Source organism: Mycolicibacterium llatzerense (genome assembly GCF_025331195.1).
Taxonomy (GTDB): domain Bacteria; phylum Actinomycetota; class Actinomycetes; order Mycobacteriales; family Mycobacteriaceae; genus Mycobacterium; species Mycobacterium llatzerense.
The window spans coordinates 966,054-987,886 of the sequence record NZ_LXOV01000012.1 but is presented as its reverse complement, the minus strand read 5'-3'; the positions used below and the strand labels follow the sequence as shown (position 1 = coordinate 987,886).

21 protein-coding genes are annotated in these 21,833 nt (G+C 67.8%); 15 read left to right on the top strand and 6 right to left on the bottom strand.

The window, feature by feature from the left end; translation table 11 throughout:
* Positions 1-3 precede the first annotated feature (3 nt).
* Positions 4-1,101, top strand: coding sequence for a dual-specificity RNA methyltransferase RlmN (gene rlmN, locus A7G45_RS19665; protein ID WP_260939625.1), 1,098 nt, complete (start codon positions 4-6; stop codon positions 1,099-1,101).
* Here the strand turns inward: rlmN and A7G45_RS19660 are convergent.
* Positions 1,098-1,649, bottom strand: coding sequence for a TetR/AcrR family transcriptional regulator (locus A7G45_RS19660; protein WP_043393646.1), 552 nt, complete (start codon positions 1,647-1,649; stop codon positions 1,098-1,100). The two genes, rlmN and A7G45_RS19660, sit on opposite strands and share 4 nt — an antisense overlap.
* A gap of 25 nt (positions 1,650-1,674) precedes the next feature.
* Positions 1,675-3,015 (bottom strand): condensation domain-containing protein, encoded by a 1,341-nt coding sequence (locus A7G45_RS19655; RefSeq protein WP_260939624.1) that lies wholly within the window; start codon positions 3,013-3,015, stop codon positions 1,675-1,677.
* A 147-nt stretch (positions 3,016-3,162) separates the two neighbouring features.
* Between A7G45_RS19655 and A7G45_RS19650 the strand changes: the two genes are divergently transcribed.
* Genes A7G45_RS19650 through A7G45_RS19635 form a run of 4 tightly spaced genes read left to right on the top strand, consistent with a single transcriptional unit; the run spans position 3,163 to position 6,432 of the window.
* A complete protein-coding gene (locus A7G45_RS19650) occupies positions 3,163-3,540 on the top strand; it encodes an ArsR/SmtB family transcription factor (RefSeq protein WP_260939623.1) in 378 nt (125 codons plus the stop codon).
* Positions 3,537-5,174 (top strand): SulP family inorganic anion transporter, encoded by a 1,638-nt coding sequence (locus A7G45_RS19645; RefSeq protein WP_260939622.1) that lies wholly within the window; start codon positions 3,537-3,539, stop codon positions 5,172-5,174. Before A7G45_RS19650 ends, A7G45_RS19645 begins: the two co-directional genes overlap by 4 nt.
* A gap of 36 nt (positions 5,175-5,210) precedes the next feature.
* Complete coding sequence (locus tag A7G45_RS19640; protein WP_260939619.1) at positions 5,211-5,639, top strand: FHA domain-containing protein; 429 nt, start codon at positions 5,211-5,213, stop codon at positions 5,637-5,639.
* A 55-nt stretch (positions 5,640-5,694) separates the two neighbouring features.
* On the top strand, positions 5,695-6,432 hold the full coding sequence (locus A7G45_RS19635; RefSeq protein ID WP_260939618.1) for a YoaK family protein: 738 nt from the start codon (positions 5,695-5,697) through the stop codon (positions 6,430-6,432).
* A gap of 64 nt (positions 6,433-6,496) precedes the next feature.
* Here the strand turns inward: A7G45_RS19635 and A7G45_RS19630 are convergent, their stop codons facing one another.
* Entirely contained in the window at positions 6,497-6,751 is a 255-nt protein-coding gene (locus tag A7G45_RS19630) for a DUF2631 domain-containing protein (protein WP_260939617.1), read from the bottom strand.
* 152 nt (positions 6,752-6,903) lie between these two features.
* Between A7G45_RS19630 and A7G45_RS19625 the strand changes: the two genes are divergently transcribed.
* The 10 genes from A7G45_RS19625 to A7G45_RS19580 all read left to right on the top strand — a co-directional run bounded on the left by A7G45_RS19625 (position 6,904) and on the right by A7G45_RS19580 (position 17,849).
* Positions 6,904-7,410 carry a histidine kinase gene (locus tag A7G45_RS19625; RefSeq protein WP_260939616.1) on the top strand — a complete coding sequence of 169 codons (507 nt, stop codon included), beginning with the start codon at positions 6,904-6,906 and terminating at the stop codon, positions 7,408-7,410.
* A gap of 44 nt (positions 7,411-7,454) precedes the next feature.
* A complete protein-coding gene (locus tag A7G45_RS19620) occupies positions 7,455-8,255 on the top strand; it encodes a DUF4097 family beta strand repeat-containing protein (RefSeq protein WP_260939615.1) in 801 nt (266 codons plus the stop codon).
* A gap of 86 nt (positions 8,256-8,341) precedes the next feature.
* Positions 8,342-9,502, top strand: coding sequence for a 1-deoxy-D-xylulose-5-phosphate reductoisomerase (gene dxr, locus A7G45_RS19615; protein ID WP_260939614.1), 1,161 nt, complete (start codon positions 8,342-8,344; stop codon positions 9,500-9,502).
* Complete coding sequence (locus tag A7G45_RS19610; protein WP_260939613.1) at positions 9,499-10,734, top strand: M50 family metallopeptidase; 1,236 nt, start codon at positions 9,499-9,501, stop codon at positions 10,732-10,734. The genes dxr and A7G45_RS19610 overlap by 4 nt, the downstream gene beginning before the upstream one ends.
* A 9-nt stretch (positions 10,735-10,743) precedes the next feature.
* Positions 10,744-11,919, top strand: a complete 1,176-nt coding sequence (ispG, locus tag A7G45_RS19605) for a flavodoxin-dependent (E)-4-hydroxy-3-methylbut-2-enyl-diphosphate synthase (protein ID WP_377042148.1) — start codon at positions 10,744-10,746, stop codon at positions 11,917-11,919.
* A gap of 73 nt (positions 11,920-11,992) precedes the next feature.
* Positions 11,993-12,847, top strand: coding sequence for a GNAT family N-acetyltransferase (locus A7G45_RS19600; RefSeq protein WP_260939611.1), 855 nt, complete (start codon positions 11,993-11,995; stop codon positions 12,845-12,847).
* 122 nt (positions 12,848-12,969) lie between these two features.
* Entirely contained in the window at positions 12,970-14,784 is a 1,815-nt protein-coding gene (locus A7G45_RS19595) for a penicillin-binding transpeptidase domain-containing protein (protein ID WP_043986188.1), read from the top strand.
* A gap of 52 nt (positions 14,785-14,836) precedes the next feature.
* Positions 14,837-15,418: a DUF1707 SHOCT-like domain-containing protein gene (locus A7G45_RS19590; RefSeq protein ID WP_043986187.1), complete on the top strand. Its 582-nt coding sequence runs from the start codon at positions 14,837-14,839 to the stop codon at positions 15,416-15,418.
* Between the two features lie 84 nt (positions 15,419-15,502).
* Positions 15,503-16,360 carry a type I methionyl aminopeptidase gene (map, locus tag A7G45_RS19585; RefSeq protein ID WP_260939606.1) on the top strand — a complete coding sequence of 286 codons (858 nt, stop codon included), beginning with the start codon at positions 15,503-15,505 and terminating at the stop codon, positions 16,358-16,360.
* Position 16,361: 1 nt separating this feature from the next.
* Complete coding sequence (locus A7G45_RS19580) at positions 16,362-17,849, top strand: cobyric acid synthase (protein ID WP_260939603.1); 1,488 nt, start codon at positions 16,362-16,364, stop codon at positions 17,847-17,849.
* On the opposite strand, the gene A7G45_RS19575 is transcribed toward A7G45_RS19580, so the two are convergent.
* The 3 genes from A7G45_RS19575 to A7G45_RS19565 form a co-directional block, all read right to left on the bottom strand.
* Complete coding sequence (locus tag A7G45_RS19575; protein ID WP_043393683.1) at positions 17,850-19,430, bottom strand: amino acid permease; 1,581 nt, start codon at positions 19,428-19,430, stop codon at positions 17,850-17,852.
* A gap of 103 nt (positions 19,431-19,533) precedes the next feature.
* Positions 19,534-20,463 carry a TAXI family TRAP transporter solute-binding subunit gene (locus A7G45_RS19570; RefSeq protein WP_260939600.1) on the bottom strand — a complete coding sequence of 310 codons (930 nt, stop codon included), beginning with the start codon at positions 20,461-20,463 and terminating at the stop codon, positions 19,534-19,536.
* Entirely contained in the window at positions 20,460-21,833 is a 1,374-nt protein-coding gene (locus A7G45_RS19565) for a sensor histidine kinase (protein ID WP_260939598.1), read from the bottom strand. Before A7G45_RS19565 ends, A7G45_RS19570 begins: the two co-directional genes overlap by 4 nt.

Genomic DNA, 21,833 nt, shown 5'->3' with positions numbered 1-21,833 from the left:
GTTATGGCCGTTTCCCTTCCTCTGGTTTTCGAAGCACCGCGCCGCGGCATGCCGCCGCGGCACCTTGCCGACCTCGACGCCGACGGCCGCGCCTCGGCCGTCGCCGAGCTGGGATTGCCGAAATTCCGGGCCAAGCAGCTGGCCAATCAGTACTACGGCCGGCTGATCGCCGACCCGCACGAGATGACCGATCTGCCCGCCTCGGTGCGCGATCAGGTGGCCTCGGCGCTGTTCCCCGACCTCATCTCGCCGGTGAAACAGATCCAGTGCGACGCAGGGGAGACGCGCAAGACCCTGTGGCGCGCCGTCGACGGCACGACGTTCGAGTCGGTCCTGATGCGCTACCCACAGCGCAACACCGTCTGCATCTCGTCGCAGGCCGGCTGTGGCATGGCCTGCCCGTTCTGCGCCACCGGACAGGGCGGTCTGCAGCGCAACCTGTCGACCGCCGAAATCCTGGAGCAGGTGCGCGCGGCGTCGGCCGCGATGCGTAACGAGCACGACGGCCGGCTGTCCAACATCGTCTTCATGGGCATGGGCGAGCCGCTGGCCAACTACAACCGGGTGGTGGCCGCCGTCCGCCGGATCACCGCGACACCGCCGGAGGGTTTCGGTATCAGTGCCCGCTCAGTGACGGTCTCGACCGTCGGGCTGGCGCCGGCGATCCGCAAACTGGCCGACGAGAAGCTCGGTGTGACGCTGGCGCTGTCACTACACACCCCCGACGACGAGTTGCGTGACACCCTCGTGCCGGTCAACAACCGGTGGAAGGTCTCCGAAGTCCTCGACGCCGCACGGTATTACGCCGACGTGACCGGTCGCCGGGTGTCGGTGGAGTACGCACTGATCCGCGATGTCAACGATCAGCCTTGGCGGGCAGACCTTTTGGGCAAGAAGCTGCGTAACAAGCTGGGCCCGTTGGTGCACGTGAACCTGATTCCCTTGAACCCGACCCCGGGCAGCGAGTGGGACGCGAGTCCGAAGCCCGTCGAGCGGGAGTTCGTGCGCCGGGTGCAGGCCGCCGGTGTGTCATGCACGGTGCGCGACACCCGCGGTCGTGAAATCGCCGCTGCGTGTGGGCAATTGGCGGCTGAAGGCTAGCTGCTCGGCTCGCGCAGGCCGACGGCATGGCGCAGTTGCGCCAGCAGCTGGTCGGTGTCGTCACTGCGGACCAGGTAATGCGATATCGCGATCCGGATGGCGGTGGCCGCCTTCAATTCGGCGTTCGGTCCGGAGAGCAGTTTCTGCAGGCGGTTCCGCATGATCGGGAGGACGTTCGGCAGCTGGGCGAGCACGACTTCGGGTTCGATGTCGATGACTCGCACACCGGAATAGGTCTTCTGGTACCGCACGATGAACTGCAGTGCGGCATCGAGCTTTTCGTTGCCCCGCAGCCCTTCGGTGGCCGCGCTCATGCCGTCGACGAACAATTCGCGTTCGTACCGCCCGAATGATTCGAGCAGCGCCTCTTTGGAAGCGAACCAGCGGTACAGCGTGGGGCGGGATACCCCCGCCTGCATCGCGACCTCGGACAGGCTGAGTTTGGCTTGTCCCTGACGGGCAAGCACTTCCGCGGTCGCCACCAGGATTCGGCTCGGAGTCGAGGCGTCCTCGACGGAGCTGCCCTCGGGGCTCGCGGTACTGTCCACGATACCGATGGTACTACCCGGTAACTTAGTCGACGGTTCCGGTGAGCCCGAGTTCGGCCAGCGCCTTGCGGGTGGAATCTGCCAGTGCCGCTTTGGTGTTCGTCTCGCCCGGTTCCCACGCGGTGACCGTCACGATCATCGACGTCGGGGTCTGGCACAACACCAGGAACAGGTGACCGTTGAGCCGTTCGAGATCCACCGGCGTCAGTCCCGGTTCGACCAGGCGGGCGTGGAAATTGTCGGCGTCGGTGCCGTCGGGCCGGTTGAACGCGGGGGGGAACAGGCCCAGGTTCGAGCAGCCGATGGGCTTGCCGACCTTGAGCACCATCTTCTCCAGCCGTCGCACCGCGAACTTCGGCACCAGGGGAGTGAGCGGAAGGGGCGTGAGCATCATCCGGGTCCACTCGTCGACACCGGCGAGTTCGTGCTTGATCTCGCCCCGGAGTTCGCTCAGGTCGGTGCTGACCTTCTCGGGGTCCGCCATCACGGTGATGGTGCTGAGCGCGTTGCCCCGGGTGTCGCCCTCGGTGCGGATGTTGACGGGGAACGAGAGCATGGCCCGGCCGTCGTCGCCCAGTCGTCCCACCACCTGCCCGACCCGGGCGCCGAGGGCGGCGAACAGCACATTGCTCGTCCCGCCAAGGGCTTTCGCGCGCTGGTGCCACTCGTCGATGTCGATGTGGATGGTGACGAACGGCGGCGTCACCGGCGTGGTGATCCCGCTGGACACCGCCGCCGTCGCCGATTTGGCCGACGCCGCCAGGTCGCCCTTCTGATCGCGGGCGATCTTGGCGGCCCCGACCATGGCCTTGAACCAACTGGGTACCGAGCGCATTGTCTGGCGGAGGTCTTCGCGCAGGGCCTCGCGCCGGGTCCGGGATGCGGGTATCGGGTAGCCGAGGTCGCGGGGTTCGCCGTTGACCGCGTCGGCGACCGCTTCGGCGATGGCCAGGCCATCTCCGACGGTGTGCGACACCACGAGTGACACGGCCGCGCCGCCGCCTTCGAACTGCTGCACGCCCAGGTGCCACGGCGGGCCATGCTCCGGGTCCACCGGAATGTAGCCGCGTTCGTTGACCCAGTCGTTCAACTCGGCGACGGGCCGCGTCCCGGTGCCGATGTCGAGGCCGAGCGGTCCGGTCGAGCGGACCCACCGGTGCCGGCCGAAGGGCAGTGGCGACCGTTCGATCCGGCGGCCCAGCAGGCCGCCGCTACCCAGATTGCGGTGCAGGCGGCGCAGGCCATCCAGGTCGACCGGATGTTCGTAGATCCAGGTGTACTGGATGAGCGGGCCACGGCCCAGCGCACGTAAGCCGGTGAAGGAGGCTTGGTCTCCCAGATCGATTGTGTTGTCGGCTACGGCCATGGCGCGAATGTTACCGAGCCCACAAACTTTCGCTTCGCGAGCCTGTGTGTTGTCTGGCAGAAGCGGATCTGGTGAATCTGTCGGGCGGGCCTCGCACGGTATGATGGATTGAGAATTTCCTCAATCCATCAATTAGGGGTGCGGCAGATGGTCGACAGCGTGCTCGATGGTCCCGAACGGCCGCTGTACGAGATCAAGGCGAACCTCTTCAAAGCGCTCGCGCATCCGGCCCGCATCAGGGTGTTGGAGATCCTGTCGACTTCAGCTGGCCCGACGCCGGTGAGCGACATCCTCGCGGCCAGCGATATCGAACCGACGCTGCTCTCGCAGCATCTGGCCGTGCTCAAACGGCATCACGTGGTCAGTGGGTATCGGGCCGGCAACGCGGTGTACTACACGTTGGCGCATCCGAAGATCGCCGAACTTCTGCTCATCGCACGGACGTTCCTCGCCGATACCCTTGCCGCGCAGCGCGATCAGCTCGATGCCGTCGGCTCACTGCCGCCGATCGGCACCAGCCGATGACCACGGTCGCCGGCGACCGCATCACCCGGTTGCTGCCGTCGCGCAAGGACTATGCCGGTCTGAGGCTCTCGTGGCGGCGTGACGTCCTCGCCGGGGTGACGGTCGGGGTGGTCGCGTTGCCGCTCGCGCTGGCGTTCGGAATCAGTTCGGGTGTCGGCGCGGCGGCCGGTCTGGTCACCGCAGTCGTGGCTGGGCTGGTGGCCGCGGTGTTCGGCGGATCGCATGTTCAGGTATCGGGGCCGACCGGGGCGATGACGGTGGTACTGGCGCCGATCGTGGCCCAGTACGGACTGGGCAGCGTCGCCGCGGTGACCATCCTGGCCGGGGTCATCGTCGTGGTGGCCGGCATCACCGGTGTGGGGCGCGCGGTGACCTTCATTCCGTGGCCGGTCATCGAAGGATTCACCCTCGGCATCGCCGTCATCATTTTTCTGCAGCAGGTGCCGGCCGCGCTCGGCCAGGCGGCACCCGCCGGGCGGCCCCCGCTGGTGGCCGCAGGCCTGGTCGTCTCGCACCTCGACTTGGGGGCGGCACGGCCGGCCCTGGTCGTCACGGCACTGGTGGCGGTGTTGATGATCGTGCTGCCCAGGCTGCACCCCGCGGTGCCGGCGTCGTTGGTGGCGGTTGTAGCGGCTACGGCCATGGTCGTGGGCACTGGATTGCCGGCGGCCCGGATCGGCGCGCTGCCTTCGCGATTGCCCACACCGGTATGGCCACACGCTGATCTGGCGGTGTTGCACTCTCTGTTCGGTGCGGCACTGGCGATCGCCGCACTGGCTGCGATCGAGTCACTGCTGTCGGCGCGGGTCGCGGCGACGATGTCCCCGACCGGGCCCTACGACCCGAACCGGGAACTGGTTGGGCAGGGACTGGCTTCGGTCGCCTCCGGGATGTTCGGCGGCATGCCGGCCACCGGGGCCATTGCCCGCACCGCGGTCAACGTACGCTCCGGTGCGCGGACCCGCGTCGCGGCGATCGTCCACTCGGTGGTGCTGCTGGCCGTGGTGTACCTGGTCAGCGGACTGGTCGGGACCATCCCGCTGGCGGCGCTCTCGGCGGTGCTGATGGTGACGGCGTTCCGGATGATTTCACCGCACACGGTCACGCGGATTCTGCGGTCCACGCGTTCGGACGCGGTGACTTTTCTGCTGACCGCAATTGTCACTGTCTGTTTCGACCTGATCCAGGCCGTCGAGATCGGTATCGCGGCAACGGCGTTGTTTGCGCTGCGCGCGCTGGCCCGGCGCAGCAGCGTCACACGCGAGGATCTGCCGGGGCCCTATGTGCCCGGCGACGAACGTATCGCCCTGCTGCGGCTCGACGGGGCGATGTTTTTCGGTGCGGCCGAACGGATTTCGACCGCGATCACCGATGGCCAACATCCCGAGACTGCGGTCGTCATCATCAGGCTGTCGCAGCTCGGCATGCTCGACGCCACGGGCGCGCACACGCTGACGCAAATCGTCGAAGACCTGGAGGAGCGGGGCATCACCGTGATCATCAAAGGTGTCCGGCCCGAGCACCGAGACCTACTCGCAGGTGTCGGCATCATCGAATCCCTGCGTCATGAGAACCATCTCATCGAGACGCTGGACGATGCCATCGCCCATGCCCGCAGCCACACCATCAAGTAGCGCTTCGAAAACCCAGACAGGCAAAGGAAACCCGATATGAATCTGGCCGATCACGCGCGCCTCGGCGACGACGTCACCGTCCACACCACCGCGATCCACCGCGTAATCGGCGAAGGTGCCACAGGGCATGCCGGGCACCAGAGGGTGTCCGAGGTACACCCGGGCTCGGGGGTCCTGGCGATCACCGGCGGCCCCGGTCCTGGCGGCCAGTTCCTGCTGGTCGACGATGTTGTCGCCGCCGGTCGGCACCCCGACAGTGCCGTGTTTCTCGACGACATCACCGTCAGTCGTCACCATGCTGAAATCCGTTGGCTCGATGGCGAATACTGGATCGTCGACGTCGGCAGCCTGAACGGCACGTCTGTGAACGGAGTCCAGGTCCCGTCGCTCCCACTCACCAGCGGTGACGAAATCCAGATCGGCAAGTTCCGGCTCAGCTTCATCTGCCGGCCGCAAGGCCGGTGACCGCGCCGGGACTGATCTGAGCCGTCCGTCGATCCGCGCCGTACATAATGTGCCGGTGGATCAGCAGTCACCCGACAGGGTTGTGAGCAAGGAAGACGCCATCGGACCGGAGGCGCGGTTGTCGTGGCTGCTGTCGTGGTTGGCCGGCATGATCGGTGCGGTCGCGTTCCTGCACAGTGCCGGATACTTCGTCACCTTCATGACGGGCAACACCGAACGGGCCGTGCTCGGGTGGTTCGATGTCGCGGAACGTCAGAAGGTGTCCGGGGCGGGGCCGCTGGCGGCGTTGTCGTTGATGGCCTGCTTCCTGGCGGGCGTCTTCGTGGCGTCGTTCCTGCGGCGCCGGTACTGGCAGAACCATCCGCACGGTGCCACCGCGCTGGTCACCATCGGCTTGTTGGTGGCGTCCGTGGTCGAGCTGTACGAGGACGGCTGGTACTACGAGGACGTCAACTTCACGGGCATCCTGATCATCTGTTTCTCGGTGGGCGCGCTGAACACCAGCTTCGTCAAGCGCGGCGAAGTGGCGGTGCCGCTCAGCTACGTCACCGGAACGGTCGTCAAGCTGGGACAGGGGCTGGAGCGCCACATCTGTGGCAGCGGCACTGTCTACGACTGGCTGGGTTACCTGGCCTTGTTGTCGTCGTTCATGATCGGCGCGGCCGTGGGTGGTGGGCTGGTCGACCGGATCACGGGTCCGCAGCTCATCGGCACGGTCGGCTTGATCTGCGGCGCAACGACACTCGTCACGTTCTTCCATTCGGACCGGCGGCACCGGGAGCCCACCGCCTGAAACCCGGCAACGACGAAGGCCACGAACTCGAAAGAGTTCGTGGCCTTCGTCGTAAGGACTGAGGTCAGCGGATCCAGCCGCGACGGCGCAGCCACCAGCCGCGGATCACGATGACGAACAGCAGGATGGAGAACCCGATCAGCCAGGCGTCCTCGACGTGGCCGACGTGGTTGCCGCGCAGCATCACCAGCAGGAAGAGGGCGGACAGGATGCCGCCGACCTGAATAACGCCGCGGTTCATCTTGGACCAGCCCCACTCGGCCGAGGGGACGTCCTCGACATCGACGCCGGTGCTTCGTTCGACCTCGGTGGTGGCCACGGCTACTCCTTAACGATCCGATGGATTGCGGTCATTCTTGCATACGACGCTCGGTCGTAGTCGCGCGACGGGCGGTAGGTGGCGCGTGGGCGACATGACGTGGCGTCATCTTGACGCTTGCAGTGACACCAAAGTGATGTCATAGTGGTGTCATGGACCTGCAACCCTACGTCGACGGAGTTCGGATCGAGCTGGAGATCGCCGCCGCGGCCGGTGGTGCCGAGGCGGCTGAACTCGCCGAACGGCTCAGCGCACCGCTCGATTCGGCGCTTCGCCTGGCGTTGCTCGAGTCGCTCTCCGAAGCGGCCGAACACATCACGCGTGAGTTGGCACCGGCGTCGGTCGACGTGCGATTGCGCGGTCGAGACCCGGAATTCGTCGTGACCGGGACCCCGGCCGACGCGGATCCCGAACCGCCGGTCGCCGCCGATGCGGACCTGGCCGACGGCGCCGTCAGCGCTCCGACCGGCGACGACGGCGGTACCTGGCGCGTGACCCTGCGGTTGCCCGAGGCGCTGCGCGGCGGTGTGGACGCCGCGGCGCGGCGCGACGGGCTGTCGGTCAACGCCTGGTTGGTTCGCGCCGTCGGTGCCGCGCTCGGCGGGCCGGCGCCACGCGATCGAAAACACGGCAACACCATCAGCGGCTGGGTCCGCTGACGAAGGCAGAAGACAAGAAACCCACCCACCGACAGGAGAGCACCATGCGAACGTTTCCGACGTCAGACCCCATCACCGCCACGATCGAACTCGCGGCCGGCGCTGTACGCATCGCCGCCGCCGACCGGACCGACACCGAGGTGCGTGTCACGCCACGTGACCCGTTGCGGGCCGCTGACGTCCGGGCGGCCGAGCAGGCAAACATCGATTTCTCGAACGGCGCGCTGACGGTGATCGTCGGCAGAAAGCTGCTGTCGCTGTCCCGCGGCGCCGTCAACGTCGACATCGCGTTGCCGGCACTGTCCAGGCTCTCGGTCTCGGTGGCGTCAGCTGATCTGCAGGTCGACGGCCCGGTCGCGGACTGCCGGTTCAACGCCGCCAGCGGCAGCGCTGTCCTCGACTCTGTACAGGGAAACATCAAGGCCGCCACGGCATCCGGCGACATCGCGGCCCGCCGGGTGCTAGGGCACGCCACGGTATCCACGGCCTCGGGGGATCTGTCGATCGACGATCTGGACGGCAACCTGAAGTTTCAGGCAGCCAGCGGCTCGGCCACCGTCGGGACATTGCGCGGAGCCGTGCACAGCCGGACCGCGTCCGGATCACTGACAGTGGCAGGCGCCGAGTCGGGATCGGTGTCGGTGGCCACTGCCAGTGGCTACGTCGAGGTCGGCGTCGCCGAGGGGACCGCGGCGAACCTCGATCTGGACAGCCGGTCCGGGAAGGTGCACAGCGATCTGACCCCCGCCGCCGGCCCCGAAGGCGACGACCGTCGGTTGGCCGTGCATGCCCGGACCGCCTCGGGCGACATCGCCATCCGGCGCGCCACAGCAGTGCCCGCCTGACGCGGATCGCCGGCTGGTTCCGTCGCCGCTGATCCCGATGTGCCACCACCGACGCCGAAGGCCGGGTGGGGCGGCACAATAGAGAGGTGAGTGAGCGGCTACGAGTCCTGGTGCTCGGCAGTACCGGGTCGATCGGTACCCAGGCCCTGGAGGTGATCGCCGCCAACCCCGACCGGTTCGAGATCGTCGGCCTGGCGGCCGGCGGCGGCAATGCCGAACTGCTGGCTCGGCAGCGCGCCGAGACGGGCGTCACCAATATCGCCGTGGCCGACGTCGCCGCAGCCGAGCGCATCGGCGACGTCACCTACGCGGGCGCCGACGCGGCCACCCGGCTCGTCGAGGACACCGAGGCCGACGTCGTCCTGAACTCGCTGGTCGGGGCGCTGGGTTTGAAGCCGACGCTGGCCGCGCTGCATTCGGGTGCCCGGCTCGCACTGGCGAACAAGGAGTCGCTGGTCGCCGGTGGACCGTTGGTGCTCAAGGCCGCACAGCCCGGGCAGATCGTGCCCGTCGACTCCGAGCATTCGGCGCTGGCCCAGTGCCTGCGGGGCGGCACGGGTGACGAAGTGGCCCGGCTGGTGCTCACCGCGTCCGGCGGCCCGTTCCGCGGTTGGGCGGCCAAGGACCTGGAGGACGTCACCCCCGAGCAGGCCGGGGCCCACCCGACCTGGTCGATGGGGCCGATGAACACCCTGAACTCGGCGTCGCTGGTCAACAAGGGGCTGGAACTCATCGAGACCCACCTGCTGTTCGGCATCGACTACGACCGCATCGACGTCGTGGTGCACCCGCAGTCCATCGTGCACTCGATGGTCACGTTCACCGACGGTTCGACGCTGGCGCAGGCCAGCCCGCCCGACATGAAACTGCCCATCGCGCTGGCCCTGGGGTGGCCGGCCCGCGTCCCGGGCGCCGCCCTGGCCTGCGACTGGACCAAGGCCTCGAACTGGGAGTTCGAGCCACTGGACGACGACGTCTTCCCGGCGGTCCGGCTGGCCCGCGAGGCCGGAACCCGCGGCGGTTGCCTGACCGCGGTGTACAACGCGGCCAACGAAGAGGCAGCGGCAGCGTTCCTCGACGGGCGCATCGGGTTCCCGGCAATCGTGCGGACCGTGTCCGACGTGCTGGGCGCTGCGGATCAATGGGCCGCCGAACCCGCTACCGTGGAAGACGTACTTGATGCGCAGGATTGGGCCCGGGACCGGGCGCGGCGCACCATCGCACAGGAGGTTGTGCCCGCCCGATGATGTTCGTGATCGGTATTGCGCTCTTCGCGCTGGCCATTCTGGTGTCGGTGGCCCTGCACGAGTGCGGCCACATGTGGGTGGCCCGGGCCACCGGGATGAAGGTGCGGCGGTACTTCGTCGGCTTCGGCCCGACGCTGTGGTCCACGCACCGGCCCAACCGGCTCGGCACCACCGAATACGGCCTCAAGGCCGTGCCGCTCGGCGGCTTCTGCGATATCGCGGGCATGACGTCGGTCGACGAGATCGCGCCCGCGGATGAGCCGTACGCGATGTACAAGCAGAAGGTGTGGAAGCGCGTCGCCGTGCTGTTCGCCGGACCTGCGATGAACTTCATCATCGGACTGGTGCTGATCTACGGCATCGCGGTGACGTGGGGCCTGCCGAATCTGCACCAGACGACGACCGCGGTGATCGGTGAGACCGCTTGTGTGGCACCGCAAATCGCCAAGACGGGCGACAACCCGTTCGGTCCGTGCCCGCATCCGGGAGCCGGTCCCGCCGCCGCGGCCGGCTTGAAGGCCGGGGACACCGTCGTCAAGGTCGGCGACAAATCGGTGAGCACGTTCGAGGAGATGGCGAAGGCCATCCGCGGTTTCAGCGGCACTGTGCCGGTCGTCTACCAACGCGGCGGCCAGACGTTCACCACCACCGTCAACGTCGAGCAGACCCAGCGATTCACGGTCAAGGACTCCGACACCGCGGCGACCATCGGCGCCATCGGCGTCACCGCGGCAGCGCAGCCCGGACCGACGCAGTACAACGCACTGACTGCCGTGCCCGCGACCTTCACCTTCACCGGTGACCTGGCCGTCGAACTGGGCAAGTCGCTGGCGAAGATCCCGACCAAGGTGGGGGCGCTGATCCACTCGATCGGCGGCGGCGAGCGCGACAAGGAAACCCCGATCAGCGTGGTCGGCGCGAGCATCATCGGCGGCGACACCGTCGACCACGGGTTGTGGGTGATGTTCTGGTTCTTCCTGGCGCAGCTGAACTTCGTCCTGGGCGCGGTGAACCTGCTGCCGCTGCTGCCGTTCGACGGCGGACACATCGCGGTCGCAGTCTTCGAGAAGCTGCGCAATATGATTCGCGCGTCCCGCGGCAAAGTCGCCGCGGCTCCGGTGAACTACCTCAAGCTGATGCCGGCCACCTATGTGGTCCTGGTGGTGATCGGCGGCTACATGCTGCTGACCGTCACGGCTGATCTTGTGAACCCCATTCGAATCTTCCAGTAGGAGACCGTGATGACCTCCATCGGTTTGGGCATGCCGGGCATCGGAGATGGCGCCAGCGAGGCGCCACCAGTCCCGACCCTGGCGCCGCGCCGTCAGACCCGACAGCTGATGGTGCGTGACGTAGGCGTCGGCAGCGATTTCCCCATCTCCGTGCAGTCGATGTGCACGACCAAGACGCACGACGTGAACTCCACGCTGCAGCAGATCGCCGAGCTGACGGCGTCGGGCTGCAACATCGTCCGCGTGGCCTGTCCGCGGCAGGAAGACGCCGACGCGCTGGCCGAGATCGCCCGGCACAGCCAGATCCCGGTGATCGCCGACATCCACTTCCAGCCCAAGTACATCTTCGCGGCCATCGACGCCGGCTGCGCCGCGGTACGCGTGAATCCGGGCAACATCAAGGAGTTCGACGGCCGGGTCAAGGAAGTCGCCAAGGCCGCCGGCGCCGCGGGCATCCCGATCCGCATCGGCGTCAACGCCGGTTCGCTCGACCCGCGACTGCTGGAGAAGTACGGCAAGGCCACCCCGGAGGCGCTCGTCGAGTCGGCGCTGTGGGAGGCCTCGCTGTTCGAGGAGCACGGCTTCGGCGACATCAAGATCAGCGTCAAGCACAACGACCCGGTGATCATGGTGGAGGCCTACCGCCAGCTCGCCGCCAAGTGCGACTACCCGCTGCACCTCGGCGTGACCGAGGCCGGTCCGGCGTTCCAGGGCACCATCAAGAGCGCCGTCGCGTTCGGCGCGCTGCTGAGCGAGGGCATCGGCGACACCATCCGGGTATCGCTGTCCGCACCGCCGGTCGAAGAGGTCAAGGTCGGCAACCAGATCCTGGAGTCGCTGAATCTGCGGCCCCGCGGCCTGGAGATCGTGTCGTGCCCGTCCTGCGGCCGCGCCCAGGTGGACGTCTACAAGCTGGCGAACGCGGTGTCGGCCGGGCTCGACGGGCTCGACGTGCCGCTGCGCGTCGCCGTCATGGGCTGTGTGGTGAACGGACCGGGTGAGGCGCGTGAGGCCGACCTCGGGGTGGCGTCGGGTAACGGCAAGGGCCAGATTTTCGTCCGCGGCCAGGTGATCAAGACGGTCCCCGAATCTCAGATCGTCGAGACCCTGATCGAAGAGGCGATGCGAATCGCGGCCGAGTCCGGCACCGATGCGAGCGGTTCGCCCGTCGTAACCGTAAGCTGAGCACAGCCTTGTGATAGCGGTCACGGGCAAGCCTCAACAGTAGATCAGGTCACACGCGCAAGAAGGTCGGTGAATGTCGGCACCTCCACTTTTCCGGATCGCAGATGCGCGCCGGATATCAGTGGTGCGCGAAGTCGCCCAGGTGCAGCAGGTCTTCGACGAGGATCCGGTGGGCACCTGCATGGTGGCCGCCCGGGTGGCTGACCACGGCCTCGATCCGGTGGCCATCGGCGGCGAGCTGTGGACCCGCAGCCAGGCCACCGAGTCGCTGTGCTTCGCCGGGGTGAATCTGATCCCGATGCGGGGGACCGCGGCCGACATGATGGTGTTCGCCGACAAGGTGATGAGTGCCCCGCGCCGGTGTTCGTCGTTGGTGGGCCGCGCGGAGTTGGTGCTGCCGATGTGGCAGCAACTGGCGCAGGTGTGGGGCCCGGCCCGCGAGGTCAGGGACTGCCAGCCGCTGCTGACGCTGTCCGATGCCCCGCAGTGCACGCTCGATCCCGCGGTGCGTCCGGTCCGGATGGACGAGTTGGACGCGTATGTCGTTGCGGCAGTGGACATGTTCATCGGCGAGGTCGGTGTGGACCCGCGTCTTGGCGACGGTGGCCGCGGCTATCGTCGCCGGCTGGCGGGGTTGATCGCCGCCGGCCGGGCGTGGGCGCGGATCGAGGACGGCCAGGTGGTGTTCAAGGCCGAGATCGGGGCGCAGACGTCGCGGGTCGGTCAGATCCAGGGCGTGTGGGTGCATCCGGAATGGCGTGGCCGTGGTCTGGGTGCTGCGGGCACCGCGACCTTGGCGTCTGCGGTGCTGCGCAGCGGCCGGACGGCCAGCCTCTACGTCAACGATTTCAACGGCCCGGCCCGCGCGATCTACCGGCGCATCGGGTTCACCCAGTTGGGTACCTACGCCACGGTCTTGCTCGACTGACCTCAGCCGGGTGGATAGCCCCACACGAGTGTTCGCGCATCCGCCTTCTCACAAAAACGTCACGGTTGCGTCTCGGTGTGCCTCCCCGAGACCGGCTTGTCACACTTCTAACATCAGTCCCAATGGCAACGCACACATCATCCGTTTCACGCTCGGCCGCGTTGTTGTCGGTCGTGGCGGTCGCAGGAGCGATGACGGCCTGCACCCCGAAGCCCAACGGCCCCGAGCCGACCGCGCAGGCGTTCTTCGCTGCCCTCGGCCGCGGGGACACCGGTGCCGCCGCCGACCTGTCCGACAAACCCAACGACGCACGGACCGCGATCAACCAGGCCTGGTCCGGTCTGCAGGCGACCAAGCTCGACGCGCAGGTGCTCGGCTCCAAGTACACCCAGGACACCGGCAAGATCACCTATCGGTACACCTGGCACCTGCCCAAGGACCGCACCTGGGCCTACACCGGGCAGCTCAACATGATTCGGCAGGACGGCCGTTGGCAAGTCCGCTGGGGCAGCACGGATTTGCATCCGAACCTGGGGGAGCACCAGAGCTTCCAGCTGCGCGCCGACCAGCCTGTCCGGGCCTCGGTCAACGAGCTCGGCGGCACGAACGTTCTGGTACCCGGGTACCACTACAACTACGCGCTCAATGCCCGTTCCGCCGCCGGTGACCTCATGCGGACCTCCCGCGTGGTCGCCGACGTGCTGCGGCAGTTCGACAACACCATGGACGCCCAGCGGCTCGCCGAACAGGCCAGCTCGTCCACCGGACCGCTGAACCTGATCACCCTGCGCCGCGAGGACAACGACAAGGTGTCGGGGGCCCTCGGCCATCTGCCCGGTGTGGTGATCACCCCGCAGCCGGAGATGGTGCCCACCGATCCCCGGTTCGCGCCGGCCATCGTCACCGAGGTCAAGAAGCAGGTGGCCGACCAGCTGATCGGCCAATCCGGCTGGCGCGTGGTCAGCGTCAACCAGAACGGCGCGGACATCGACATCCTCAACGAGGTTCAGGGCAAGCCGGCCCCGTCGATCACCATCAGCCTGGACCGCAACGTGCAGAACGCCGCCCAGGATGCGGTGAACATGGTGGGCCGCAAGGCGATGATCGTCGCGATCAAGCCGTCCACCGGGGAAATCCTGGCCGTGGCGCAGAACGCGGCCGCCGATACCGACGGCCCGACCGCCACCATGGGCCTGTACCCGCCGGGGTCGACCTTCAAGATGGTCACGGCAGGCGCCGCCATCGAATCGGACATGGCCGGACCCAACACGCTGCTGGGCTGCCCCGGCACCATCGACATCGGGCAGCGGACCATCCCGAACTACGACCGGTTCGATCTCGGCGTGGTCCCGATGTCCAGGGCCTTTGCGAACTCGTGCAACACCACCTTCGCCGAGCTCGCCAGCCGGATGGCGCCGCGCGCCCTCACCAACGCCGCGGCGCAGTACGGCATCGGCGCCGACTATCAGGTCGCCGGGATCGATACCGTCACCGGAAAGGTGCCGCCCACGGTGAACCTCGCCGAGCGCACCGAGGACGGCTTCGGCCAGGGCAAGGTCCTGGTCAGCCCGTTCGGGATGGCGCTGGCGGCGGCGACCGTCGCGGCCGGGAAGACCCCACTGCCGCAGCTGATCGAGGGCCGCCCGACCACGGTGTCGGGCAACAGCGGGGCGATCAGCCCGAAGATGCTCGACGGCCTGCGACCGATGATGCAGCTGGTGGTGACCAACGGCACCGCCAAGGATCTGCGGGGCAGCGGCGATGTGCGCGGGAAGACCGGCGAGGCCGAATTCTCCGGTGGCTCGCATGCCTGGTTCGCCGGCTACCGCGGTGACATGGCCTTCGCCGCCCTGATCGTCGGCGGCGGCGGGTCCGAGACCGCGGTCCGCATGTGCCGCGACATGTTCAAGGGCTTGCCGCCCGACTATCTGGCCTGACCCGGGTCGCTCCGCTCCTGCCCACCGAACCCGGCCTGAGTAGCCTGTTTGGATGACCAACGGCGACGAGATCGCGGTCCTGCGCGTCTCTGACGCGGACCGCAACGGCACGCTCCGGCGGCTGCACAACGCGGTGGCGCTCGGGCTCATCGACATGAACGAGTTCTCTGAGCGTTCCGCGCTGGTTGCGATGGCCCGGCAACAGGGCGAGCTGGCGGTGCTGGTCGGTGACCTGCCCGCGCCCAACGCCATCGTCACGGGCTCGGCGGATCGCGTCGAGCTGCGCGGGGTCATGGGGTCGCTGAAGCGGCAAGGCGAATGGGTCGTGCCGACCCGGCTGGCGCTGGTCCGCCGCGTCGGCTCGATCGACTTGGACCTGACCCGCGCCCGGTTCGGTGGGCCCATCGTGGTCATCGAGCTCGATCTCAAGTTCAGCTCCCTTGACCTCCGGCTGCCGGAGGGTGCCAGCGCGTCCATCGACGACGTCGAGGTGGCTGTGGGCAGCGCGACCGACCACCGCAAGGATGCGCCCGCCGACGGGACCCCGCACGTCATCCTGACCGGGCGAGTGGTCTTCGGGTCGGTCGATATCCGGGGGCCGCGCCGGACGTGGTTCGGGCGCGGCGACCGCTAGCTGCGACGATCAAGCAGCGAGGCACGAGCTGCGTTGAGGAGTGCGCCAAACGTGTGAGCTGGCCGCGCCCGCTACCCTGGGACGATGTCTGTTCGTACCGCGCTTCGCCCCGGCGAGGTGTCTCCGACCCTGCCGGTGCCCAAGTCGATCCCGCGTCCGGAGTACGCGTGGAAGCCGACGGTGCGCGAAGGCAGCGAGCCATGGGTGCAGACCCCTGAGGTGATCGAGAAGATGCGCGTCGCCGGCCGGATCGCGGCCCAGGCACTCGCCGAGGCCGGTAAGGCCGTCGCACCCGGGGTCACCACCGACCACCTCGACCGGGTGGCGCACGAGTACATGCTCGACCATGGCGCCTACCCGTCGACGCTGGGCTACAAGGGATTTCCCAAGTCCTGCTGCACCTCGCTGAACGAGATCATCTGCCACGGCATCCCCGACTCGACGGTGATCCAGGACGGTGACATCGTCAACATCGACGTCACCGCGTACATCGACGGCGTGCACGGCGACACCAACGCGACCTTCCTGGCCGGCGACGTGTCGGAGGAGCACCGGCTGCTGGTCGAGCGCACCCACGAAGCCACCATGCGGGCCATCAAGGCCGTCAAGCCGGGGCGGCAGCTGTCGGTGGTCGGCCGGGTCATCGAGTCGTACGCAAACCGGTTCGGCTACAACGTGGTTCGCGACTTCACCGGCCACGGCATCGGTGAGACGTTCCACAACGGGCTGATCGTGTTGCACTACGACAAGCCCGAGGTCGACACCGTGCTGGAGCCGGGCATGACCTTCACCATCGAGCCGATGATCAATCTCGGTTCGCTGGACTACGAGATCTGGGACGACGACTGGACCGTCGCGACCGTGGACAAGAAGTGGACGGCGCAGTTCGAGCACACCCTCGTGGTGACCGACGATGGCGCCGACATCCTGACCCTGCCGTAACGTGACCGGCGCACTGCTGGTTGCGGGCACCACGTCGGACGCCGGTAAGTCGATGGTGGCGGCCGGATTGTGCCGGCTGCTGGCGCGCAAGGGCGTGCGGGTAGCGCCGTTCAAGGCGCAGAACATGTCCAACAACTCGGCCGTCACCGTCGAAGGCGGTGAGATCGGCCGGGCCCAGGCGATGCAGGCGCGGGCGGCCGGGTTGGCGCCGAGTGTGCGGTTCAACCCCATTCTGCTCAAACCCGGTGGGGACCGGACCTCGCAGCTCGTGGTGCGCGGCGTCGTCGCCGGCACGGTGGCGGCGGGGGACTACTTCACCCGGCGGACCCAGCTGGCAGGCGTCGTGGCCGACGAATTGGCCTCATTGAGAAGCGAATTCGACGTGGTGATCTGTGAGGGCGCGGGCTCGCCCGCCGAGATCAACCTCCGCGCCACCGACGTGGCCAACATGGGCCTGGCACGGGCCGCGGAACTGCCGGTGGTCGTGGTCGGCGACATCGACCGGGGCGGGCTGCTGGCGCACCTGTACGGCACGGTGGCGGTGCTCGAGCCCGAGGATCAGAAACTGATCGCCGGATTCCTGGTCAACAAGTTCCGGGGCGACCCGGCACTGCTGGAACCCGGTCTGCGGCAACTGGAATCGCTGACCGGACGCCCGACCTACGGCGTGATTCCGTACTGCGACGGGCTGTGGCTCGATGCCGAGGACTCGCTGTCGGTGACGCCGCGCGGACAACTGGGCCGGCCCCTGGCGCCGCGGGGTGCTGAAGCACTGACCGTCGCCGCGATACGGCTGCCACGGATCTCGAACTCCACCGACGTCGAGGCCCTGGCGTGCGAGCCCGGCGTGCACGTGCGCTGGGTCGACACCGCCGCGGAGTTGGCCGGCGCCGACGTGGTTGTGCTGCCCGGCAGCAAGGCAACGGTCTCCGACCTGAACTGGCTACGCGACCGCGGCCTGGCGGAGGCCGTCGCGGCACATGCCCGGTCCGGCCGGGCTGTACTCGGCGTGTGTGGCGGATTCCAGATGCTGTGCACGGCGATCCACGACACCGTCGAATCAGGGGCGGGCCGGGTACCGGGGCTGGGCCTGCTCGACGCGGACATCGAGTTCGACGCCGACAAGACCCTGAAGCACTGGGATTCCCCGTTGTACGGCTACGAGATTCACCACGGTCGCGTCGCGCGTTGCGCGGAACCGGACTGGCTGGGCGTGGGCATCCGGCGGGGGCAGGTGTACGGCACCCATTGGCACGGGCTGCTGGACAACGACGCCGTGCGCCGGACCTGGCTCGCCGAGGTGGCGGCGGGCTGCGGCAGGGGTGGCTTCGTGGTGGCCGACGACGTGAACGTCGCTGCGCTGCGCGATGCTCAGCTCGACGTGATGGCCGATCTGCTTGCCGCACATGTGGATATCGACGCGGTGCTGAAGCTCGTCGAATCCGGTGCGCCGCGGCGGCCGATCATCGTCAACAGTCTGCTGCCGTGATCAGCCGGGTTCGGCCACGGGCTCTACTGACGCCACCGGCTCCTCAACCTGCTTGATGGGGCCGGTGAACCAGTTCTTCACCGACACGTGCCAGTAGATGTACAACAGCAGCAGGACGCCACCGACCAGCAACGGTGTGTAGTTGACGAACTTCCATTCGAAACTCGGGTCCCACGGCACCCCGCCCAGCGACGTCGGGAACATCGCGATGATCGAGGTGATCGTGATCTCGGCCAGTGCGACAGGTGCCATCCACCGGTGGTGGCCACGCAGATTCCAACTGCCCGTTTCGAATTCGTCGCCGGCACGCCAGCGGTAGTAGATCGGCACTGCAAAGCACAGGTACACCCCGACGACCCCGATGGAGACCACGGCGTAGAACGCCACCGGGGTGGGTGTGCCGTTGATGTCGACCTTGACCAGCGCCGGCAGGGTCAGTGCGGCGGCAACGACGGCGGTGATGGTGACGCTGTGCGTCGGCACCCGGTGCTTGTTGACCTCAGACCACCACCGATGGCCGGGTACCGCGCGGTCCCGGCTGAACGCGAACAACATCCGGGACGCGCTGGTCTGGCAGGCGACGGCGCAGAAGAACTGACCGGCCGTCGAGATGAACAGCACCACCACCGCCCACTTGGAACTCATCGCCTGGTTGAAGATGGCGGCCACGGCGCCGCCGCCCTTGGATACCGCGTCGGCATCCTGGACCGCAAACAGGAAGGCCAACAAGAGAATCCAGCCGCCGACGGCCGAGTAGAAGATGGACCGCCAGATACCCTTGGCGGCTGCGCCGGCCGCGCTCTTGGTCTCCTCTGACAGGTGTGCCGACGCGTCGTAGCCGGTGATGGTGTACTGCGTGAGGATCACCGAGATCGGCAGCACGACGAACAGCCAGCCGGCGCCCGAGGTGGCGCCGCCGAACATGCCGCTGTTGTTGATGGTCTTGGCGAAGACGTCCGAGAAACTCGCGTGGTGGCTCGGCACGAAGATCAGGATGCCGATGACGGCGGCCGCGCCGAAGACATGCCACCACACCGAGACGTTGTTGATGATCGCCAGCAGGTGGCTGGAGAAGATGTTGATCAGCGCCGAGATGCCCAGGATGCCCACGAAGATGACGAACGTCCGCGTGAGGCTGTACCCGGCCAACCAGTCGGCGCTGAGGGTGCCCAAGGTGAGGTCGATGAATGTCGCGCAGCCGTAGGCCACGGATGCCAGGATGGCCACCAGGCCGATCAGGTTGAGCCAGCCCGCATAGAAGCCGGCCTTCGCTCCGCCGAGTTTTGCTGCCCACCAATAGATTCCGCCGGAGGTCGGGAAGGCCGACACCAGTTCGGACATACAGAGGCCGATGACGAGGATGAAAGTCGCAACGATCGGCCAGCCCCAGGCGATGGCGGCGGGTCCGCCGTTGTTCCAGCCCAGGCCGAACGAGGTGAAGCATCCAGACAGGATGGAGATGATGGAGAACGAGATGGCGAAATTGCTGAAACCGGACCAGGAGCGCTGCAGCTCCTGGCTGTAGCCGAGCTTGGCCAGTAGCAGCTCGTCTTCGGTAAGTGCTTCGTGTCCTTCTGGCACTGCGGCCTCCTTAGGCGCCCCGGATGCTGAAGAACAATAGGTTGCCTCCGGGGTTCGCGCTGGCCAACTGGTGCGGTCGATTCGACGACGCAGCGGTGCGCGCTCAGCCGTGCAGGACGCGATATTCCTCGATGGCGCCGGGGTGCAGCGGGATTCGGCCGGTCTGGACCATCGACGGCGGTTGCAGGTACTGCAGGCCACGCACTTCGGGTGGCATGAGCTGCGTTGCATCCGTTGCCAATACGTCGACTGCGGCGGCCGCCAACGAGTTCGGCAGGTCGGGTCGGCACAGCAGCAGGTCGGGCGTGCCGATGGTGTTGACATCGGCCGGCACATACGCGCCGGCGGGCGCGCGCTGCAGCAGATACGGGTAGGACGCCATTTCCGACATCGCGGTGACCCACGGCGTCAGGTCGATGATGCGCAATGGCAGCGCGGCATTGAGTTCGGCGAGGGCCGGCGTGGGTATCCCACCCGACCAGACCATGGCGTCGATGCTGTGGTTGCGCAGTGCGGCGATGGCGTCGCCCAGTCGTAGATCGACCCGGAGGATCCGGTCGGTCAACTTCGCCGCGTCGAACAGCACCTTGGTCACGACCGCGACACCGGAACCTGACGGTCCTGTTGAAACCCGCAGTCCCGCAAGGTCGTTCAGCTGGCGAACGTGGCTGTCTGCGGGCACGACCAGCTGCACGTAGTTCTCGTAGACTCTGGCCACCGCGAGCGGCGCGCCGGCGGGGGGTTCGGCTCGCAGATATTGCTCGACGACGTCGGCCTGGGCCAGTCCCATGTCGGCCTCGCCCGACCTCAGTCGATTGATGTTGTCGACGCTGCCCGCGGTGGACTGCACCGTGACCGTGATGCCGGGATAGCGGACCCGCAGGCGCTGGGCGAACAACTCGCTGACCGCCAGATACAGCCCGCCCCGGTCGCCCGCGGCCAGCCGGATGGTGCCCTGCGTGCTGTTCGGCAGGCAGCCCGCCGCGACGGTCGCGGCCGCGGAGGCGAGGAATGCGCGTCGGGTCAGCATCATGATGCGCTCGCCGGCAGGTGGTAGTGGACCGCGAGGCCGCCGTCGGGGGACCGGGTGACCGACGCCAGTCCGCCGTGTGCGGCGGCGATCTCGGTGGCGATGGCCAGTCCCAATCCGGTGCCCTGACTGTCGGTGTGCCCGCGCCAGAACCGGGTGGCGGCGTTGGCGATGGTGTCGGCGGGCAGGCCCGGGCCGTCGTCGCTGACGGTGAGATCGATGCCGCTGTCGGTGGGGACCGTCGACACCGTGACGGTGGTGCCGGTACCGGAGTAGCGCAGCGCGTTGTCCAGCGCGATGTCCAGCAGTTGTTCGACATCGTGGCGCGGCATCTGCACCGCCAGATGCGGGTGGGCCGGGTCGAAGCGCAGCCGCTGATCGTTGCGGTCGGCGGTGGTCTGCCAGAAGTCCAGTCGCTGCTCGGCGACGCTGTCCAGATCCGTCGAATCATGAACTGCCGCAACCAGACCGGACTTGTGGCTGTGGCTGGCCTGCTCGGCGCGCGCCAGCCGGAGCAACTGCGCCAGCAGATTCTCGAGACGGTCCAGCTCGGCCGACAGCGAATCGTAGGTCGGTTGTCCGGATTCGGCGACGTGGTCTTCGAGGGTGTCGGCGCGCAGGCGGATGGCGGCCAGCGGGTTGCGCAACTGGTGGGAGGCGTCGGCGATGAGTCGGCGTTGGTGATCGAGGGAGGCGTGCACCGCCTGCGCCATCGCGTTGAACGCCGACGTGAACCGGCGCAGCTCAGGCGGTCCCGACACCTGAGCCGGTTGGCCGGCGATGCCGCCGGCCATGTCCTCGACGGCGCGCTCGAGCCCGACCAGCGGCCGCAGCACCCACCGGGTCAGGCTATGGGCGGCGACGGCCGCCAGTCCGAGCAGCACGATGCAGCCCGCCGCGATCCACAACCAGTCGGTGGTGATGTCGCGCGCGGCCACGGTCGGGTCGACGTTCAGCACCACGGCGCCGACCAGCTCGCCGTTGCGCCGAATTCCCTTGGCTTCCAACATCGACCGCCGGTCCCACGGCATGATCCGAGCCCGGGGCGCGTCGGGCGCGTCGGACAGCGCGCGCTCGGCGGCAGTCGTCACCCCCGGATCAGTGGCGGTCAGCCCGCTGGCAGCCATCGTGCGGCCGTCCGCGTCGACGATCAACGCGCCTTCGCCGTACACCTGGTGGTAGCGGTCGACCAGCTCCGTGTCGGGTGCGTCCGCGGTGGCGGCGATGTCGGCCAGCGTCGCCAGTTGTCGCTCGCGTTCGGTGTGCAGGACGTTGGTGCGGTGATCGGCCAGGCTCAGCGCCAGCGGGATCGCCAAGGCCGCCGTCGCGATGAGCAGCAGCGTCATCAGCAGCGCACGAACCCGCAGCCCCAC

What these genes read in the sequence shown, in the direction of transcription:
- A7G45_RS19590 (WP_043986187.1), top strand. Translation starts at nt 14,837, where the DNA reads ATGACCAACGGCGACGAGATCGCGGTCCTGCGCGTCTCTGACGCGGAC.
- A7G45_RS19595 (WP_043986188.1), top strand. Translation starts at nt 12,970, where the DNA reads ATGGCAACGCACACATCATCCGTTTCACGCTCGGCCGCGTTGTTGTCG.
- A7G45_RS19610 (WP_260939613.1), top strand. Translation starts at nt 9,499, where the DNA reads ATGATGTTCGTGATCGGTATTGCGCTCTTCGCGCTGGCCATTCTGGTG.
- A7G45_RS19655 (WP_260939624.1), bottom strand. Translation starts at nt 3,015, where the DNA reads ATGGCCGTAGCCGACAACACAATCGATCTGGGAGACCAAGCCTCCTTC.
- A7G45_RS19570 (WP_260939600.1), bottom strand. Translation starts at nt 20,463, where the DNA reads ATGATGCTGACCCGACGCGCATTCCTCGCCTCCGCGGCCGCGACCGTC.
- A7G45_RS19645 (WP_260939622.1), top strand. Translation starts at nt 3,537, where the DNA reads ATGACCACGGTCGCCGGCGACCGCATCACCCGGTTGCTGCCGTCGCGC.
- A7G45_RS19620 (WP_260939615.1), top strand. Translation starts at nt 7,455, where the DNA reads ATGCGAACGTTTCCGACGTCAGACCCCATCACCGCCACGATCGAACTC.
- ispG (WP_377042148.1), top strand. Translation starts at nt 10,744, where the DNA reads ATGACCTCCATCGGTTTGGGCATGCCGGGCATCGGAGATGGCGCCAGC.
- map (WP_260939606.1), top strand. Translation starts at nt 15,503, where the DNA reads ATGTCTGTTCGTACCGCGCTTCGCCCCGGCGAGGTGTCTCCGACCCTG.
- A7G45_RS19640 (WP_260939619.1), top strand. Translation starts at nt 5,211, where the DNA reads ATGAATCTGGCCGATCACGCGCGCCTCGGCGACGACGTCACCGTCCAC.
- A7G45_RS19650 (WP_260939623.1), top strand. Translation starts at nt 3,163, where the DNA reads ATGGTCGACAGCGTGCTCGATGGTCCCGAACGGCCGCTGTACGAGATC.
- rlmN (WP_260939625.1), top strand. Translation starts at nt 4, where the DNA reads ATGGCCGTTTCCCTTCCTCTGGTTTTCGAAGCACCGCGCCGCGGCATG.
- A7G45_RS19600 (WP_260939611.1), top strand. Translation starts at nt 11,993, where the DNA reads ATGTCGGCACCTCCACTTTTCCGGATCGCAGATGCGCGCCGGATATCA.
- A7G45_RS19625 (WP_260939616.1), top strand. Translation starts at nt 6,904, where the DNA reads ATGGACCTGCAACCCTACGTCGACGGAGTTCGGATCGAGCTGGAGATC.